Below are 16776 nucleotides of genomic sequence, written 5' to 3'. Positions count from 1 at the left end.
TAAACTATAAATGCCGGCCTGACAGGCTTTTGTATCTCGTTGCTTTTTCTTTTCAGGCATTGGCTGCATTGGTGGCGTCGTGATCAAATCGGTACACGGCGCCGCCGTGCTAAATACTGCACTATTTTAAAAAAGCGGGAATTATGTAGTGCCGTTGATCTTTTATTGGCAAGGCGTCTATTGGGAAAGCCAAGCGGATGTTCTGGGCATGATAATCTCTTTGTGCGGCTGTGATTGATTTAGATCGAAAGGTAAACGATATGGGATACAGCTTTGTTATGATTGGCCTCATTACCCTGCTGTCCGCTTTTATACAGGGATGTACAGGATTTGGCTTTTCTATTATTGCGATGACATTAATGCCGTTAGCGATGCCGCTCAAATATGCGGCGGCGGTAACGGCAATCAGTTCCTTTTTTATGGTAGCCAGCTTCGCCTTTAACTTGCGCAGGCAAATTAATTTTAAGCTGATGCTGTATCCCCTGATTTCCTCCACTATCACCAGTTTGGCAGGGGTTGCGGTTATGATGTCCAGCCCAGATGGCTTCATGCGGAGAATTTTAGGGTTGATCCTGATATTGCTATCGATTTATTTTATCTTTTTTAATCAAAAAATACGGGTCAGGCAAACGCCGGTAAACGGCTTAATCATCGGTTCTGTCAGCGGAATATTAAGCGGATTGTTTAATATGGGCGGACCGCCTATGGTGATTTACTTTCTATCAACGACTGACGATAAAATGGAATATAATGCAACTTTACAATGCTATTTTGCTTTAAACGGCAGCCTAGTTCTCATACTTCACCTATTAATGGGCAATTTTAATGTGCAAATAGCGCAGTATTGTGGAGTCTCTTTGATTGGGATCGTTCTCGGAGCTTTCATTGGCTTTAAAATATTTAAAAGAATCACCTTTCCGGTAATCCGCAAAGTTGTTTATGGTTTAATGGTCGTGTTCGGATTTTATTTACTGATTGCCGGATAAAGCCCTCGGCTGGAGGATTGTATAAAACATGTTTAGTAAGCAGGAGAGACATTATCCCTCACGGATAACGCCTCTCCTTGCTTTTCTCGTATTTGGATGTTTCCCGGTTCCTCGACATCGCTGTAAAAGACGCCCTCTCCTCAACGTAATTGTAACCCGCCCTATTGTACAAAATAAAAGGACACTTTTTTATGGAAAAGCGTCCTTTTATTTTTGCGGATTATTGTTTTGTAAAGGCATAATAATATTCCCGCGCACTTTTGGAAAAGACAAATTCCCGTTCCTCCAGAAGCTGCGCCGCCTTTGGGTAAAAAGCGGCAGGAGCGGTCAAAATAAGCTGCCCATTCTTTTTGAGCAGCCTGCTCAGGCTGTCAAAAAAGCGTCCGGGATTTTGCAGCTTATCCGTTTCGCTCTCCACAACCGCAATGTCATAAAGCCGGCTCCCGAAGTATTCCTCCAGCTCCTTGTCGGAAGCGCATACGCAGGTATCGCAAATGCTTCTGAGGTCGGGCATGCTGCTTTCCTGGTCGGAAAGATAAAAGAGCTTTACATCCCGCACACCCTTACTCCGGAACCTGTTTTTTATTTGCAGCAGCGTGGGCCCGCAGGAGCTTCCGATTCCCAAAATGCAAATCTCTCCCCGCGGGCTGTAGTCCGCGATATCCACAACATGAAAGTCGATCATGCTGGCAACCCAGGAATTCACGCCGAATTTTTGCATAAAGAGTCGCATATTCCTTTGGGCAAGATTGTTTTTTGCATATTCGGCGTTAAAGGTAACCGAACCGAAATGGTGCACATAGGTATCCTTTGCAAGGATCAGCCTGTATCCCATCCTCCGTATACGGAAGCTGATCGCGTCGTCATCATAGGCACCGGGGTTGAAATCCTCGTCGAATCCGCCGATCGCTTTCTGCACATCCGTCCTGAAAAGGCAGGTGTAGGTGACCAGCTTCATCCGTTCCTCCCACAAATCGGGATTGCTTTTGTTGTAGACTTGTGCGATAAGCTGCATTTCTTCCAGCGTATGGTAGTACAGGTTGACCTGCTGGTTATTGGATGAGAATCCGCACACGGGAACCACCATTCCGATTTTATCGTCGGATTCCATGCAGGCGACCAGATTGCTCAGCCAACGACTGGTAACAACAATATCATTACTCAGGTTCAGGGTATATTTGCCCTGCGCCATCCGAAAGCCCTGATTCACCGCCTTGTCAACCCCGATATTTTCGGGAAAGTTCAGTTTTTTCTCATTGGGCAGACTGTTGAAATATTCCTCTGTTCCATCTGTCGAACCGTTGTTGACGGTAATCAGCTCGAAATCAACATCGGTTGTATACCGGTACAGGCTTTCAATGCACAGCTTCGTATAATCCAGATGGTTATACGCGAGCACCACAACGCTGACCAGCGGCGTTTCAGCTTCCTTTTTGCCGACAATTTCGGTATCTTCCATCAAACCGGTCCTCTCCTTCCTAAAACAGCGCCTTCTAAACGCCTGCTATAAATTGATCGATCGTATCTATGACATACGCGAGCATCTCATCGGTCAAGCCGGGATATACGCCGATAAAAAACGTGCCGTTGAACACTTTTTCGGTATTGACAAGCCCTCCGCTCACGCGGTGTCTGATATGGCGGTAGGCAGGCTGCCTGAGCACATTTCCCGCGAAAAGCATCCTTGTCTCGATCCCGCGGTTTTCCAGGTGCGTCACGATGTCCTTCCGGGAAAAGGCGCCGCCGTCCCGTACCGTAAGCGGCATGGAAAACCAGGAAGGCTCGGCGCCTTCCAGCGCCCGGGGGAGGACAAAATACGCTTCATGCTTTCGCAGGCCGTCATAAAGCCTGTCGAAATGCTCCTTACGCTTTTTTGTAAACTCCGGGAGCTTTTTAAGCTGCTCTACCCCCATCGCACATTGGATATCAAGAGGTTTCAGATTATATCCGATGTTGCTGTATACATATTTATGGTCATAGCCGTCCGGCAGGCCTTCAAAGTGCTGGTCAAACCGATGGCCGCAGGCTCCGTTCGGATTTTCCTCACCCGTCTGGCAGTAACAGGCCCTGCCCCAGTCCCTGATCGACAGCGCCTGCCTGTAAATTTGAGGGCTGTTTGTGAGCAAAGCCCCGCCCTCGCCCATGGTGATATGGTGCGCCGCATAGAAACTGTAGGTTGAAAGGTCGCCGAAGGTACCGCAGCGTTTTCCTTTATAAAAAGAATCCAGCGCATCGCAGGTGTCCTCGATCACATAAAGATCATATTTGCGCGCAAATTCCATAATTACATCCATCTGGGCCGGATTGCCCAGCGTGTGCGCGAACATCACCGCGCGCGTGCGCTCAGACAGCGCCTGCTCGAGTTTTGAGGCGTCTATATTGTAGGTGTCCTCTTCCACATCGACGAACACAGGAACCAGTCCGTTCTGCAGGATTGGGTTGAGTGTCGTGGGAAAAGCGAGCGCCGTGGTGATTACTTCATCGCCGGGCACCATTGGACGGGGTATGTTCGGAGAACACAGTGCGCTGACCGCAACGAGATTCGCCGAGGAGCCTGAATTCACCACGAGCCCGTATTTCATGCCTGTCATGGCCAGAAAATCCGAGACAAACCGGTTTCCCCGCCTGCCCAGCGTCAGCCAGAAATCCAGCACGCTGTCCACCATAGCCTGCATCTCTTTTTCATCGAAAACCCTACCCGCGTAATGCACCTTGGATTTACCCGGCACAAAGGCCTGGTTTTGTGTACGCAGTGCATAAAGCCGGGCGACTCTTTCGAGTATTTCTTCTCTTAACTGCTTTTCAGAACTCATAACAACGCACCTCAAATCACACGGTTTTAAGCAGGCTTAACAGGGTTTCGCACACAAAACCGACATCCTCGTCCGTCAGGTTCGCCGCGGACGGCAGAGAAACGCCCTTTTGTTCCACGCTTGCCGCAACCGGGTTTTCAAACCGCTGCTCGAACACGGGGAACCGGCTCATACGCGGAAATCCCGGCCTTGCATGGATATTGCACGCTTTGAGTCCCGCCAGAATGGCGTCCCGTTGTTCCTGCGTTTTATTTTCCAGCAGGATGGACGGATAGCAGTAGTTGCTTTTGCAGCCTTCTTTTTCTCGAATCATCCGGATTCCCGGAATGTCCTTCAGGCGTTTATCATAGCCGTCAAACAGTTCCCGCTTCTTATCCATCAGCTCATCCACCCGCTCGAGCTGGGCGAGCGCGAGGGAAGCCGCCAGATTACCCATGGTATACTGATAGCCCAGCGCATCCGACCAGAAAACAGACTTGCTGTCGGTCCTGCCCATCGAGGCAAGCAGGCAGGCGCGCCTGTAAACCTCCTCGTTATCGGTCAGCAGGATGCCGCCCTCCCCGCTCACCGTCATCTTTGCACCCTGAAAGCTGAAACAGGAAACATCCCCAAAGGAACCCACACGCCTGCCCTTATATTCCGCCCCGACGGCGGGCGCGGCGTCCTCGATGACAAACAGGCCATATTCCCGCGCGATCTTCATAATTTCATCCATGTCGGCGGGATGGCCGAAGGTATGCACCAGCATGACCGCTTTCGTTTTCTTCGTGATCGCTTTTCTGATACATGCCGGATCGATCGTCCATGTTTCAGGATCGATGTCCACAAATACACATTTCGCACCCGTATAAGCCACCGCATAAGCTGTGGCGACCCAACTGAAATCGGTGACAATCACTTCATCGTTTTCATCCAGCCCCAATGCCGCCGCCGCGAGATGCAGAGCCTGCGTACAGCAGTGGGTGGCGAGGGCGTATCTGACACCTATATAATCGGCGAAGGTTCTCTCCAGCCTTTTTGTATAATCGTCATAATGTTCGTACCATCCGTTCTTTGCGGCATCCAGCACATAGGAAAGCTCTTTTTCCGTAATGGACGGCCCGGCAAAACTGATTCTTTTCTTCAAATGATCCCCTCCCTGAAAATTCATGCTGTTTCCTCAGAAAAACCCGGATGGTCGTGCTGCAAACGGACGCATTACCGCCCGGATTTTATCATATTACAAAAGGAATTTTAGCTTTTGAAGCCTTTCGCAGGCTTGCTCCAATTCCTGATCGTCTTTCGCAAAGCAGAGCCTTGCCAGATTCTCGCCGCCGCTGCGGTAAAAGGCGCTGCCCGGCACAACCGCCACCCCTGTTTTCTCCAGCAGATACATCGCCTTTTCCCTGCTCGTGTCACCGGGTATTCCGCTGATATCCGCCAGGACATAATAGGCCCCCTGCGGTACATACGGGGTGAGTGAAGCTTCCCGCAGCGCGCCGCACAGAAGATCCCTTTTTCTTTGATACTGCCCGCGCAGCGACCCGTAAAAGCTATCCGGCAGTCTGGCAATGGCGCGGCTTACCCCTACCTGCAAAGGGGAGGGGGCGCAGACATAAACAAGATCGTTCGCGCAGCCGATGGGCCGGGCAAGCTCCTCACGGCAGGCGCAATACCCGACGCGCCAGCCGGTAATGCTGAACGTCTTAGAATACCCCGATATCGTGACCACCCTGTCCTGAATGTTCTTGAATGCTCCGGGGCTGATGTGGGAAAAGCCGTCGTATACAATATACTCATAGATTTCATCCGTAAAAACAAGCAGATCGTACCGGATGCAGATTTCCGCCAGCAGCTCGAGCTCTTTTTCGGAAAAGACCTTGCCGGAGGGATTTGCGGGCGTATTGATCAAAATCGCCCTGGTGTGCGCGGTGACCGCGCGTTCGATTTCCTCCGGCTGGAAGCTCCACTCCGGAGGGGTCAACTTTATATAAACAGGCACCATGTCAAGCGCTTTCAGCGTATATTCATGATAGCCATAGTAAGGTTCAAACAAAATCACCTCGTCACCGGGGTTCAGCAGGGCCATGCACGTGCAGTAAAACGCGCCCGTCGAACCGGAAGTAACGACGATATCCGTCTCGGGGTTCGCCTGTACCCCATTATAGCCGGCGAGCTTGCCGGCCAGAGCCTCGCGCAGCTCACTAATTCCATCATACCTGGTATAGTGGTTTTTGCCGCCATCAATCGCCGCCTTGGCTTCTTCGGCCAACACGGGCGGCAGAGGCAGGCTGCAAATCCCCTGCGAGAGATTGATCCCGCCTATTTTATCGCATTCAATCGACATGTTCCGTATTTGTGATTGTTCCAGATTACGGACCCTTTCACTGATTCGTTCTTTCAAAATAGAATCCTCCTGTGCTTTTACTGTGGTTATTCGTCATAAACGGCATTCTCCGCATGGCCTTTCACGAACCGCATCACCGTGAATTTCTCCTGCGGGTTTTCTCTTTCGATCATAAAATGGTTCTTTTTATAAAAACGGATGGCGTGAAAATTGTCCGGAAGTACACGCAGCCGGATCATTTCAATCTGCAAATCCCAAAGGCCCCAATCGAGCAGCGCGCGCATGGCATGGGTCATCAGACCGGGATGCGTGGATTTTTCGCCCCGAAGGACTGCGTCCACCTCACAGCTTTTTTCCTCCCAGTCAAAGGAGGAAAAACCAATATGCCCAATGTTATGCCCGTCAACCGTGGCAATTAGAAACAGGATTCTGTCGCTCCTGTCGATCACCTTCTCGTCCAGCCACCGTTCAGTTCCCGCAGTTGTGGCCGTAAAGCGCTCCGACGACATGGACGGATTTTCATTGCGCCATCCGGCCAGAAGCTGTGCACACCACGGCATTGTGACGCGGTAATCCAGGGTAATCGGCCGCAGCCAGCCGCGGATTTTGTCTTTTTCGTCATAAACCGGAATACAGGTCAAAAAATCCTCCCTGCTTTTGCATTTAAAACTGTTGAAGGTATTTTCAATAAACATTTGATAACTGTTCAGTTTTGTTCCCTTCTTTCAAGCACTGATTCACCCATTATCAGCTTCGAATGGTTCGATCAGCATATTGCTGAGAAATTCCGCGCGGTCCAGCAGCGGTTCCTGTTCCTCTATCGGCCTGCCCACCGCGAGCTTGGGAATGACATGGGTTATTTGCGGAAGCATGATCTCGATGACAGCGGGCTCTGCATCCGCCAGCAGACTTCTCATTTTTTCAAACTCCCCGCTGTTTTCCACCCGCATGCTTTCGATGCCGTATGCTTTCGCAAGGCTGCAAAAATCCGGGGCGGCGTAATCCGTAACGGTGGCGACATACCGGCTTTCAAAATACATTTCCTGGAAATGCCGGATCATGCCGAGACTGCGATTATTCAGGATGATAACCTTGACCGGTATACGGTTTCTTTTGAGGAGCTCCAGCTCCTGCACATTCATCTGGATGCCGCCGTCGCCCGCAACCGCATACACAGTTTTGCGGTTTCCGGCGTAGTACGCGCCGATTGCACAGGGCAGTGCAAAGCCCATCGAGCCCATCCCTCCGGAAGTCAGCAGCCTTCGACCGTCCGCGAGTCCCAGCGACTGCGCGCCCCACATCTGGTTTTGCCCGACATCCAGGCAAATGACTGTATCCCTATCCATAAGCTCCGAAAGCTTCGCCACCGCGAAATTCGGATCTGTGATCTCCTGTTCGGAAAACGAGGGATACCTGTTTCGATATTCCCGCGCTTTTTCCAGCCAAGCTTGCGGACAGACAGAAACACGGTCAAGATGTTCATAAAGCGCCGCAAGAAACTCCCCGGCATCGGCCCGCACCGCGTATTCGTCCGGCTTTACTTTTCTTGAAAGCTCATCCGAGTCGATATCTATCCGGATCAGTTTCGCGGCACGCGCAAAGCTCTCCGGGTTTGTTCCCGTCTGTCTCGTGTCCAGCCTTGTGCCGAGTGCGAGTATCAGGTCGCTGTTTGCGATTGTGAAATTGGCGCAGCGGCTGCCGTAAACACCGATCATCCCAAAATAACGGTCCCCGGCGCGGCTTGCCGCGTCAAGCCCCATCAGCGAGCTGACGACAGGAACTTGAAACCGGGCGGAAACCTTGCCGAAAAGCTCCGCTGCGCCCGACAGCCTGACGCCGCCCCCCACAAGGATAACCGGTCGCTGCGAGCCGTTGAGCAGCTCCACAATCCGGTCGATGTTAATTTCGCTATGCGGCGCCTCCTGTAAATGGTATGGCGGCAGGCTGGGTTCGTCTACCTGCGCACGCTGAATATCCATGGGGATATCCAGCAGCACCGGCCCCTTTCTGCCCGATGACGCGATTGCTACTGCTTTTTCCAGTTCATATCTGATCGTAGAAGGATCTGTGATCTGAACCGCATATTTCGTAATGGGTTTTACGATGCTTACAATATCGGTTTCCTGGAAGCCTAATTGCCTCACCTTGAGTTCACCCTTATACTCATAGGTGTTCACCTGCCCCGTCAAATAAAGGCAGGGAACCGAATCGAAATAGGCGCTGCCGATCCCGGTAATCAGGTTCGTCGCGCCGGGGCCGCTGGTAGCGACCGCCACACCGATACTGTTTTTTACACGCGCATACCCTTCCGCCGCGAAAGCCGCCGCCTGTTCGTGATAGGTTCCCACAAATTTGATCTTGGGATACCGGTACAGCGAATCAACGATATGAGTTACCGCGCCGCCCTGATAGCCAAAAACATGGGTACAACCGTTTTTTATTAGAAATTCGGCAATATAATCCGATAATTTCATCCTTCGAGCCAACCTTTCCCACTAACATACATAAAAATTACATATGGCCCTTTAAACAATAGTCTTTAATCTGCCTCTCGCAAAGCTGGCAGACATCTTCGCTTTTATAAGCTTTATACCACTCCAGTGTCCACTCCAGCGTTTCGTCCAGAGTAAGCCTCGGTTTCCATCCCAGCAGGATTTTCGCCTTGGTGCAGTCAAGATTCAGCAGCGACGCTTCATGCACGCCGCCTTTAGCGGACAGATCGTTCCATTTCCCGCTCCCCCAAATCCGGACTGCCGATTCGACAAGCTCTTTTACGGGGACAATCGAATCGGATTCCGGGCCGAAATTCCAGGCGCCCGCATATTTTTTGGAATCCCTGAGCAGCTTAGACGCAAGCAGCAGGTATCCGTATAGGGGTTCCAGCACAAATTGCCAGGGCCGCACGGCATACGGATTTCTCACGTCCACCGCTCTTCCGCTCTCCAACGCGCGTACGCAGTCGGGGAGAATTCTGTCCGCCGACCAATCCCCTCCGCCAACCACATTGCCCGCCCTTGCGGAAGAAAGCGCCTTCCGGGGAAAGGAGTTCCGGTATGCCGCTGTCACCAGCTCGGCGCAGCCCTTGCTGGCGCTGTACGGGTCGAAGCCGCCCATGGCGTCGTCCTCCCGGTAACCCCAGAGTTGTTCCCTGTTTTCGTAACATTTGTCTGAAGTGACGATCACTCCGGCAAGGACGCTCTCAGATGTCCGGATGCACTCGAGCACGTTCACGGTACCCATGATGTTGGTTTCCAGCGTCTCAGCCGGAAGTTCATACGAAAGCCGGACAATCGGCTGGGCGGCGAGATGGAATACCAGTTCCGGCTGATAAGTGTCAAACACCGCTTTCAGGTGTTCCCGGTCCCTGATATCTCCGCGTATATCGGTTATTTTTTGATCCAGCGCGCACAGGGTAAAATTGTCAGCGGCACAAACAGGTGCAAGCGCGTAGCCGTACACCCGGGCGCCCATCAAATAAAGCCACAGGGAAAGCCACGAGCCTTTGAACCCGGTGTCTCCTGTCACGAGCACCTTTTTTCCATAAAAAGCGCCGTCAAACAGCCGGGCAAAATTTAATCCCACAGTTTCCATGGAGATTCCCCCGTATTCCAGAGCCCGTTGACCTTTTCGATATCTTTATAGGTATCGATCGCCATCCAAAAACCATCGTGCTTAAAAATGGATATCTCGCCGTCAAGCGCCAGACGATGCAGCGGCTCCTGCTCAAACGAGCAATCGGTATCGGGGATATAATCGAATACCCGTTTGTTCAGTACCATATATCCCCCGTTGATGGTATCCTCCAAGACCGGCTTTTCCTTAAAGGAGGTCACAACACCATCCTGCGTTTTGAACACGCCGAACGGCGAATTGGGGTTCACCCCTGTCAGTGTCGCAATCTTCCCGGATTTTTTATGCGTTTCATACAGTTTCGGAATATTCACATTGCTGAGCCCGTCGCCATAGGTCAGCATAAAATCATCAGTGTCAATATATTTTTCAATCTGCCGGATCCGCTTTCCGGTCTGCGTTTCCAGCCCGGTATCTACAATGGTTACGTTCCAGTTTTCATTATTTTCCGTGTGGAATTGAACCTTGGATTGTACTCCCGTAGTAATCGTAAAATCATTGTTCAGCCATGGCATTTCCATAAAATAATGCTTGATCATATCGCCCTTATAGCCGACACACAGCACAAAATCGTAAAAACCGTAATAGGAATATAGTTTCATGATGTGCCAGATAATCGGTTTTTCCCCAATGCGCACCAGCGGTTTGGGACGAAACTCGGTCTCCTCGCGCATCCTCGTACCCTTGCCTCCGCAAAGTATGACTATTTTCATGGTAGCACCACCCTTAAATTTTATGAGCTATCCTCCTATTTCCATTGATAAAATCAAACTTCCGTAATAAAAGCAAAATAGCCAACTTCTTCACTATATGCGGTTTGACAGGGTGTTGTTCAATTGCAAATACCCTTGTCCAAAGCCTGGTTTTTACGCATTCAGCCGTATCCGTGAAAATAAAACAGGAAGGCACGTCGGTTATCCGCCATGTCTTCCTGTTTTTAACTTTTATAACGTAAACTACAGCCGCCATATCCGGGCCGCCTTTTCAGAATCCTTCAGTGCAAACCGCAGAGTCACAAATCCGTTGGATTTGGCTTTCCCCCGCGACACAACACTGGATATCTGATATAGGCAGGACAGTTCCACCATCTTCCACAGAGGACGGGCTTGTTTTAAGCTCAGCGCGTTGGAAAATTCACGCCCGTCTCCGAATAGAAATTGGCTTATGCTCAAATTTCCTCTCGCGAGGTTCCAGTTTTAATATGCTGTCTGATAATACTGATACCGGAATAGATTCCAATTAATATGATAAAGATTTCAAGCCGTCCCAGCATCATCCCGAACATTTCAATGATCAACGTTCCCGCGCCAGTGGTCGGGCCTGTAAGGCCGATAGAAAGCCCTACAGTGCCAAGCGCGGAAGCAAATTCAAACATCCCTTCTGTTAAGCTGCAACCTGCGGTGATCGTCGTCAATAGCGCACCGACAATGAACAGACCAAGATAACAAACGACAAATCCCGTGGTATCCGATGCAAGTGAATCATCAATAGGTGTTTTGCCCTGCGCTTTGACATAATAGGGAGTCTCGATTTTCCGTGAAGGGGAAAGCCTCTTGCGTATGTTCAGCAGTGCCAACCGCAGCATGATATAAACACGGGACATTTTAATACCGCCCGCAGTAGAGCCGATCCCGCCGCCGATCAGCATCATCAGAATGAGAACACCGATTGCAAACGGCGGCCACGACATATAGCTCATGGTAGAGTACCCCGTTGTAGACAGCGCTGATACAACGTCAAACGATGCCCGCCGAAAACTTTCGCCAATGTTCATACCCAGACCGGCAGATAATGATACTGCCGTCAGCGGAACAAAAATGGCAAGCAGTAAAAACATAAATCCAACTTCGCTCACACGGGCAACCTGCCGCCATTTCCGCTTTGTAAAAAGCAGCAATACAGCGAAATTTGTTGTTCCTATCAGCATCAAAATAATGGTAATGATTTCGATTGCTAAGCTGTTATATTCTCCGATGCTGTTTAGCCTTGTAGAAAAACCGCCGGTGGAGAGGGCGCACATCGTATGCAAAACGCTATCAAACAACTTCATCCCTGCAAATCGATAAGCAGCTATACCGACAACAAGAAAGCTGTTGTACATCACAAAAATTGTCTGGGCGGTCTTTTTGAGATTAGGCATTAGCTTATCGGGGTGTCCCTCGGCGTTATACAGGTTCATAGACTGTTTCCCCAAAACAAGCATTACCATCATCATTACAAATCCAAGACCTCCGCAGAACTGCATGAAACTCCTATGGAACAGAAAAATATGCGGCGTCACGGCCACGTCCATGACGGACAAGCCGGTGGTTGTCCAACCGCTGACTGATTCAAATAAGGCTTGAAGAACTGTAAGTTGACCGCTAATAATAAACGGAATAGCACCGACTAAAATCCCCCAGATCCATGCAAACAGCACCGTTAAGCTGCTGCGCTGCATGGATGATTGCCATTCAAAGCCGCTGTCGGCGTCACGTCTTCCGATCAGGCAAATGATAGTGCCCAAAAGGACGGAGCCAAGCGAGGGTACCGCAAAAGACCACGCGTAAATCCTATCGTCGGGATAAAAAAACAAAACAAGCAGCGGCATTGCCACAAGCACGCCGACAAGAAGCATGAGCTTTCCGCAGCTTGAACAATCGGAAAACCTGCGTTTCATTGGTATCACCGTCCCGTCAATTCCTTGATAGCGGCGATTTCCTGCCCATTGCCGGAAATCAGCACCAGCATATCGCCCGCTAGTATTCTAGTATCGCCGCGCGGTATCATGGTCGTGTCGCCGCGCAGAATGCATCCAATAATGACCTCTTTAGGCAGGTTAATTTCCCACAGCTTTTTACCGACGACAGGCGCGTTTCCATAAACAGGCACTTCGGCGATCTGGACACGCCCCTCTCCTATGGGAACGATGTTTGCCATTTCCTCCACAAACGCCTGCTGTTCAATGATGCTTGTCACGGCAGAAATCGCACATACCACACTGTCAATGCCCATCTTATAGAAAAAGTCCGTTTTTTTCGGGTCCGATACCAACGCCACCGTTTTCCCTACAGAGAAACGTTTCTTGCATAGCTCACAGATCACCAGATTGTCTTCATCCTTCGATGTCAAGGCGATTGCAATATCTGCGCTCCCGGCGCTTGCATCCTCCAAAACAAAAGGCTTGGTTCCGTCACCGTTGATAACGGTCAGTTTATCTATTTCCGCCAACTTCAAACAGTCTTCATATGTATCGTTAATGGCAGTAACCTGATAGCCTCTTTTCAAAAGCGACATGGCAAGGGATTTGGTCTTGCTTCTGCCTCCAACGAGCAATACTATCTTTTTCATTTTGCTTCCACCTCACAAGCAGAGACCGCCATACCCGTCCCCGCAGCCTCGTTTGTTTTAGATAAAATCTTATCTATTTCCTTTGCGGACAGAACAGCGGGACAGATGGTGTCAATGCCGAATTCATGATAGATATACTCACGTTCGGGATCGTACAGGCGGGCAATTACGCGCTTAACCTTGAAAACCTCCCGCGCAAGCTGCGCGATCATGACGTTTGCATTGTCATTGTTCGTTACGACGACAACAACGCTTGCCTTGCCAATTTGAGCATCCTGTAAGGCATCAAAATCCGTGCCGTCACCAACCACGGCGAGCCCGCCGAAGGACGGTGACAATTTGCGGAAAGCATCCTTATCTTTATCCATAATCAGAACATTACCGCCCCCATCAGACAGTGTGTTCGCAAGATTAGCACCTAATCTGCCGCAGCCGATTATGATCGTATAATCGGCAGTTTTCTTTGTCGTGAACAGTCCCATCTTTATACCCCCCTGACAATATGACCAATGCCATGCGCATCGTGTTCGGTTGTGTATTCCTCATGTCTTTCTTCCGTGCAGTCGCTTTCGTCAAAAGCGTATTTGCCCTTTGAAAAAAACGTCCCGAAGCTGTCGAGATTTTGCCGTGCCGGTAAATAGGTCGGGTCAAGCGCCCACGCGGCACGGAAATGCTTCATTGCCGTGAGATGATCGCCTTCCTTTTCAAGCAACACACCAAGCAGGTTGTGCGGTTCCGGCGCGTGGGGGTGTTTTCCCATAGCGTCGAAAATAAGGTTTTTACATTTTTGATATTCTCCCGTGTAGGCGCACTCCCTGACGGCAGCGCAAAGTTCATTCAGTTCTTTTTTACTTTCAGATATTTCATTCGCTTCCATGGGTCAAAGCCTCCTTGCTTTTCAATGCTTAATAATATCCGATCATGAAGCCAAGTGGCAATGTAATCATATACACCACCACAAAGACCACTGAAAGTGTTAATAGTGGAATACCGGCGAAAATCACGAGGAGCGTGACAAACGGACATCGAAACATTGACCTGTTCCTGTATGTATTAACTCTGGATTTTCGCTTATTGAAATTAGTAGCATCCACTGTTTTCATAGATCAACCCTCCTCTGAAGTCCGAAGTATCTTTGCATTCTCATCTTAGCGTGTATCCCGTGACCTCGGTGTGAGAGCGCGCGATTTCCTGTGAGAAAGCTGTGAGAATACTAAAAAACCGCCTCGGGAATATCCCGAAGCGGCCTAAACCATACGTTATTTATTCGTCTACAAGCCTATACCCGACACCGATTTCAGTGAGGATATAACGGGGTTTGGTCGGATTTTGCTCAATCTTTCGCCGTAATCCAGCCATCAGCGCCCGTAAAGCCTGCGTATCCGTACCGTATCCGACACCGTAGATTTCTTTGAGGATATACTTTGTTGTTAGCACCTTGCCTATATTCTTAAAAAGCAGCGCCAGCAGATTGTACTCCAAAGGTGTAACATGCAGTTCCGCATCATCAAGATAAACCAAACGCTTGTCAAAGTCTATCGTCAGCCCTCCGACGGAAAGAATCGCCTGCGCTTTAATGCCCCCCACTTTATACAAATGACGAAGCGCAACACGGATGCGAGCCATTAACTCGGTTGCAGAGAATGGTTTTGTCAAATAGTCATCCGCGCCATTGTCCAGCGCCGTTGCCTTTTCCTTATCTTGATCGCGGGCAGATACGACGATAATCGGCATTTCAGACCATTCACGCACCTTTTTGATGACCTCCATACCGTCGAAATCAGGCAAGCCAAGATCAAGCAGCATAAGATCTATCTGCCCGGAAACAAGCTGCGAAAGCGCGTCCTGCGCGGTGCCTGCCGTTGTATAGGGGAAGCCCTCCTGCTTAAGCGCGTAGCAGATGAAGTTCCGTATTTGTGTGTCATCTTCTACAACGATAATATTTTCATTTCTATTCTGCATGATCGTACACCTCCATAGGCAGCGTAAATATGAATTCTGCACCTATACCGTCGCCTCTGTTGCGCGCTTCAATCGTCCCGCCGTGCGCCGTTACGATTGACTCGCAGATCGCAAGTCCCAAACCGACACCGCGTTGTGCGTCCGGTTCTTTTCCATGGGTTGTATAAAACATTTGAAAAATATGTGGTAAATCTGCTGCGGCAATTCCACTGCCGCGATCAATAACGGAAAATACGGCAAGGTTCTTTTCCCGATCTTCATTTACGTTGATACTGATTTCCTTTTCCATCGGTGTATGTTTAACGGCGTTGTCCAACAGATTGACAAGCACCTGCTCAATCAATTTGGCGTCCATCGGGACAAGCATCACGTCGTCAGGAATATGAACTGCGATTTCACGTTCCGGCGTTCTTTTCCCAATTGCCGCCACCGCAACACCTATCACTTCCTCAACCGCTTCCATTTGTTTATTCAAAACAAGTTTCCCGTCATTTAAGCGGGTAAGGCTTAAAATATTCTCAACAAGAGAATGAAGCCAATTAGCATCCTTATAAATACCCTCAGCCAAGGCATAGCGGTTATCTTTTTTGTCAGTCATTCCCATGAGCATTTCACTCGTTCCCATGATGCCAGACAGCGGAGTGCGCAGATCGTGGGAAATAGCGCGAAGCAGATTGCCGCGATAGCGTTCCTGCACAATAGCTTCTCTTGACTTGATGCGCTCCTGTGCGCTGCGAAACCTATCCATCGCCAGCGCCGTGCTTTCTATCATGGAACGCAGCAGACGCATTTGGGCCTCACTCATTTTTACTGCGGTATCTTTTGGTATGCGCAGAATTCCAAGGATCGCGTCTCTGCCATAAATAGGCCAATCGTAGAACTCTGTTCCCAGATCATACGCTGTCCGCAGATTTTCAATACGGTGCTTAATTGCGGCACTGTCGTCAACATTGCGGCGCACCTGTTCGTTAGCATTTCGCTGTTGAATAAAACTCTGTTCCGGGTACCCGTTTTCATCAAAGCACAAACAGGCCGCCCGGCAATCCATAATATCACTGATTGTTCTGATCGTAATACTTGCAATATCAGATATGTCCGCCGCATCAGTCAAACGGTTCGTCAGACGGTAGAGTGCGCTTGCCTCCATTTCCTGTTCCTGCGCTTTCAGTGCATTTTGTTTGACCTTTGAGGTCAAGGCACTCGTAATGATTGCGGTGAACGTCATGATTGCAAATGTGATAAGGTAAGTCGGGTCGTTAACCGAAAGAGTAAAATAAGGTTCTGTGAAAAAGTAATTGAAAGCACCGGTTGCAATAACAGACGACGCAATGCCGTAAGTATACCCCCGTGTGAGACGTGCGGTAAGCAAGACGGATAAAATATATACTACAACAATGTTCGTTTCCGGAAAACGCAAATACCGGAATAGCCAGCCGACACCCGTCACGGCGGCGATACAGAGAAATAACGTCAGTACATAATGTATTGACCTTACCCGTTCACTCTTTTGCTTTTCGGCCATCGCGTCCACCTCCTCTCAAAGTGCGCCCGTCAGCCGGCTTCTCCGCATCCTTTGGAATAGCCCAAACTCTGCTGAACCGAACCGCTCCCTTGATACGGTTTTCCTCACACAGTTTTTGTATGCGGCGCTCCGAGATGCCCCATTTAATGGCCGCATCCTGAACAGAAATGTAATCCATGATTCCCGTCCTCCCCCATAAACGTCTAT

17 protein-coding genes are annotated in these 16776 nt (G+C 49.8%); 1 reads left to right on the top strand and 16 read right to left on the bottom strand.

Going from position 1 to position 16776, the window contains the following annotated elements:
* The first annotated feature begins 260 nt into the window (after positions 1 to 260).
* Positions 261 to 986, top strand: a complete 726-nt coding sequence (locus C1A10_RS16105; protein ID WP_101911223.1) for a sulfite exporter TauE/SafE family protein — start codon at positions 261 to 263, stop codon at positions 984 to 986.
* A gap of 220 nt (positions 987 to 1206) precedes the next feature.
* Here the strand turns inward: C1A10_RS16105 and C1A10_RS16100 are convergent, their stop codons facing one another.
* The 16 genes from C1A10_RS16100 to C1A10_RS16015 form a co-directional block, all read right to left on the bottom strand.
* Positions 1207 to 2445, bottom strand: coding sequence for a glycosyltransferase family 2 protein (locus C1A10_RS16100; RefSeq protein WP_101911222.1), 1239 nt, complete (start codon positions 2443 to 2445; stop codon positions 1207 to 1209).
* A gap of 34 nt (positions 2446 to 2479) precedes the next feature.
* On the bottom strand, positions 2480 to 3799 hold the full coding sequence (gene rfbH, locus C1A10_RS16095; RefSeq protein ID WP_101911221.1) for a lipopolysaccharide biosynthesis protein RfbH: 1320 nt from the start codon (positions 3797 to 3799) through the stop codon (positions 2480 to 2482).
* A 16-nt stretch (positions 3800 to 3815) separates the two neighbouring features.
* Positions 3816 to 4925 (bottom strand): DegT/DnrJ/EryC1/StrS family aminotransferase, encoded by a 1110-nt coding sequence (locus tag C1A10_RS16090; protein WP_207654735.1) that lies wholly within the window; start codon positions 4923 to 4925, stop codon positions 3816 to 3818.
* Positions 4926 to 5018: 93 nt separating this feature from the next.
* Positions 5019 to 6182 carry a pyridoxal phosphate-dependent aminotransferase gene (locus C1A10_RS16085; protein WP_180951185.1) on the bottom strand — a complete coding sequence of 388 codons (1164 nt, stop codon included), beginning with the start codon at positions 6180 to 6182 and terminating at the stop codon, positions 5019 to 5021.
* 29 nt (positions 6183 to 6211) lie between these two features.
* Positions 6212 to 6766 carry a GNAT family N-acetyltransferase gene (locus C1A10_RS16080; protein WP_180951184.1) on the bottom strand — a complete coding sequence of 185 codons (555 nt, stop codon included), beginning with the start codon at positions 6764 to 6766 and terminating at the stop codon, positions 6212 to 6214.
* 96 nt (positions 6767 to 6862) lie between these two features.
* Positions 6863 to 8599, bottom strand: coding sequence for a thiamine pyrophosphate-binding protein (locus C1A10_RS16075; RefSeq protein WP_101911218.1), 1737 nt, complete (start codon positions 8597 to 8599; stop codon positions 6863 to 6865).
* A gap of 37 nt (positions 8600 to 8636) precedes the next feature.
* Positions 8637 to 9716, bottom strand: coding sequence for a CDP-glucose 4,6-dehydratase (rfbG, locus tag C1A10_RS16070; RefSeq protein WP_207654734.1), 1080 nt, complete (start codon positions 9714 to 9716; stop codon positions 8637 to 8639).
* Positions 9698 to 10468: a glucose-1-phosphate cytidylyltransferase gene (gene rfbF / locus C1A10_RS16065; RefSeq protein ID WP_101911217.1), complete on the bottom strand. Its 771-nt coding sequence runs from the start codon at positions 10466 to 10468 to the stop codon at positions 9698 to 9700. The genes rfbG and rfbF overlap by 19 nt, the downstream gene beginning before the upstream one ends.
* A 243-nt stretch (positions 10469 to 10711) precedes the next feature.
* Positions 10712 to 10927, bottom strand: coding sequence for a hypothetical protein (locus C1A10_RS16055; RefSeq protein WP_101911215.1), 216 nt, complete (start codon positions 10925 to 10927; stop codon positions 10712 to 10714).
* Complete coding sequence (locus tag C1A10_RS16050) at positions 10924 to 12414, bottom strand: TrkH family potassium uptake protein (protein ID WP_101911214.1); 1491 nt, start codon at positions 12412 to 12414, stop codon at positions 10924 to 10926. Before C1A10_RS16050 ends, C1A10_RS16055 begins: the two co-directional genes overlap by 4 nt.
* Positions 12415 to 12419: 5 nt before the next feature.
* A complete protein-coding gene (locus C1A10_RS16045; RefSeq protein ID WP_101911213.1) occupies positions 12420 to 13085 on the bottom strand; it encodes a potassium channel family protein in 666 nt (221 codons plus the stop codon).
* Positions 13082 to 13567: a potassium channel family protein gene (locus C1A10_RS16040; protein WP_101911212.1), complete on the bottom strand. Its 486-nt coding sequence runs from the start codon at positions 13565 to 13567 to the stop codon at positions 13082 to 13084. Before C1A10_RS16040 ends, C1A10_RS16045 begins: the two co-directional genes overlap by 4 nt.
* A 2-nt stretch (positions 13568 to 13569) precedes the next feature.
* Positions 13570 to 13962, bottom strand: coding sequence for a hypothetical protein (locus tag C1A10_RS16035; protein ID WP_101911211.1), 393 nt, complete (start codon positions 13960 to 13962; stop codon positions 13570 to 13572).
* Positions 13963 to 14348: 386 nt separating this feature from the next.
* A complete protein-coding gene (locus tag C1A10_RS16025) occupies positions 14349 to 15047 on the bottom strand; it encodes a response regulator (protein ID WP_101911209.1) in 699 nt (232 codons plus the stop codon).
* The gene (locus C1A10_RS16020) at positions 15037 to 16569 is read right to left on the bottom strand and encodes a DUF4118 domain-containing protein (RefSeq protein WP_101911208.1); all 1533 of its coding nucleotides are present in this window, start codon (positions 16567 to 16569) and stop codon (positions 15037 to 15039) included. The genes C1A10_RS16025 and C1A10_RS16020 overlap by 11 nt, the downstream gene beginning before the upstream one ends.
* Positions 16547 to 16747, bottom strand: a complete 201-nt coding sequence (locus C1A10_RS16015) for a DNA-binding protein (protein ID WP_101911207.1) — start codon at positions 16745 to 16747, stop codon at positions 16547 to 16549. Before C1A10_RS16015 ends, C1A10_RS16020 begins: the two co-directional genes overlap by 23 nt.
* Positions 16748 to 16776 lie beyond the last annotated feature (29 nt).

The organism is Marasmitruncus massiliensis (genome assembly GCF_900186535.1).
Taxonomy (GTDB): domain Bacteria; phylum Bacillota; class Clostridia; order Oscillospirales; family Ruminococcaceae; genus Anaerotruncus; species Anaerotruncus massiliensis_A.
The sequence above is the reverse complement of the archived record's forward strand: the minus strand, read 5'-3'. Positions and strand labels throughout refer to the sequence as shown.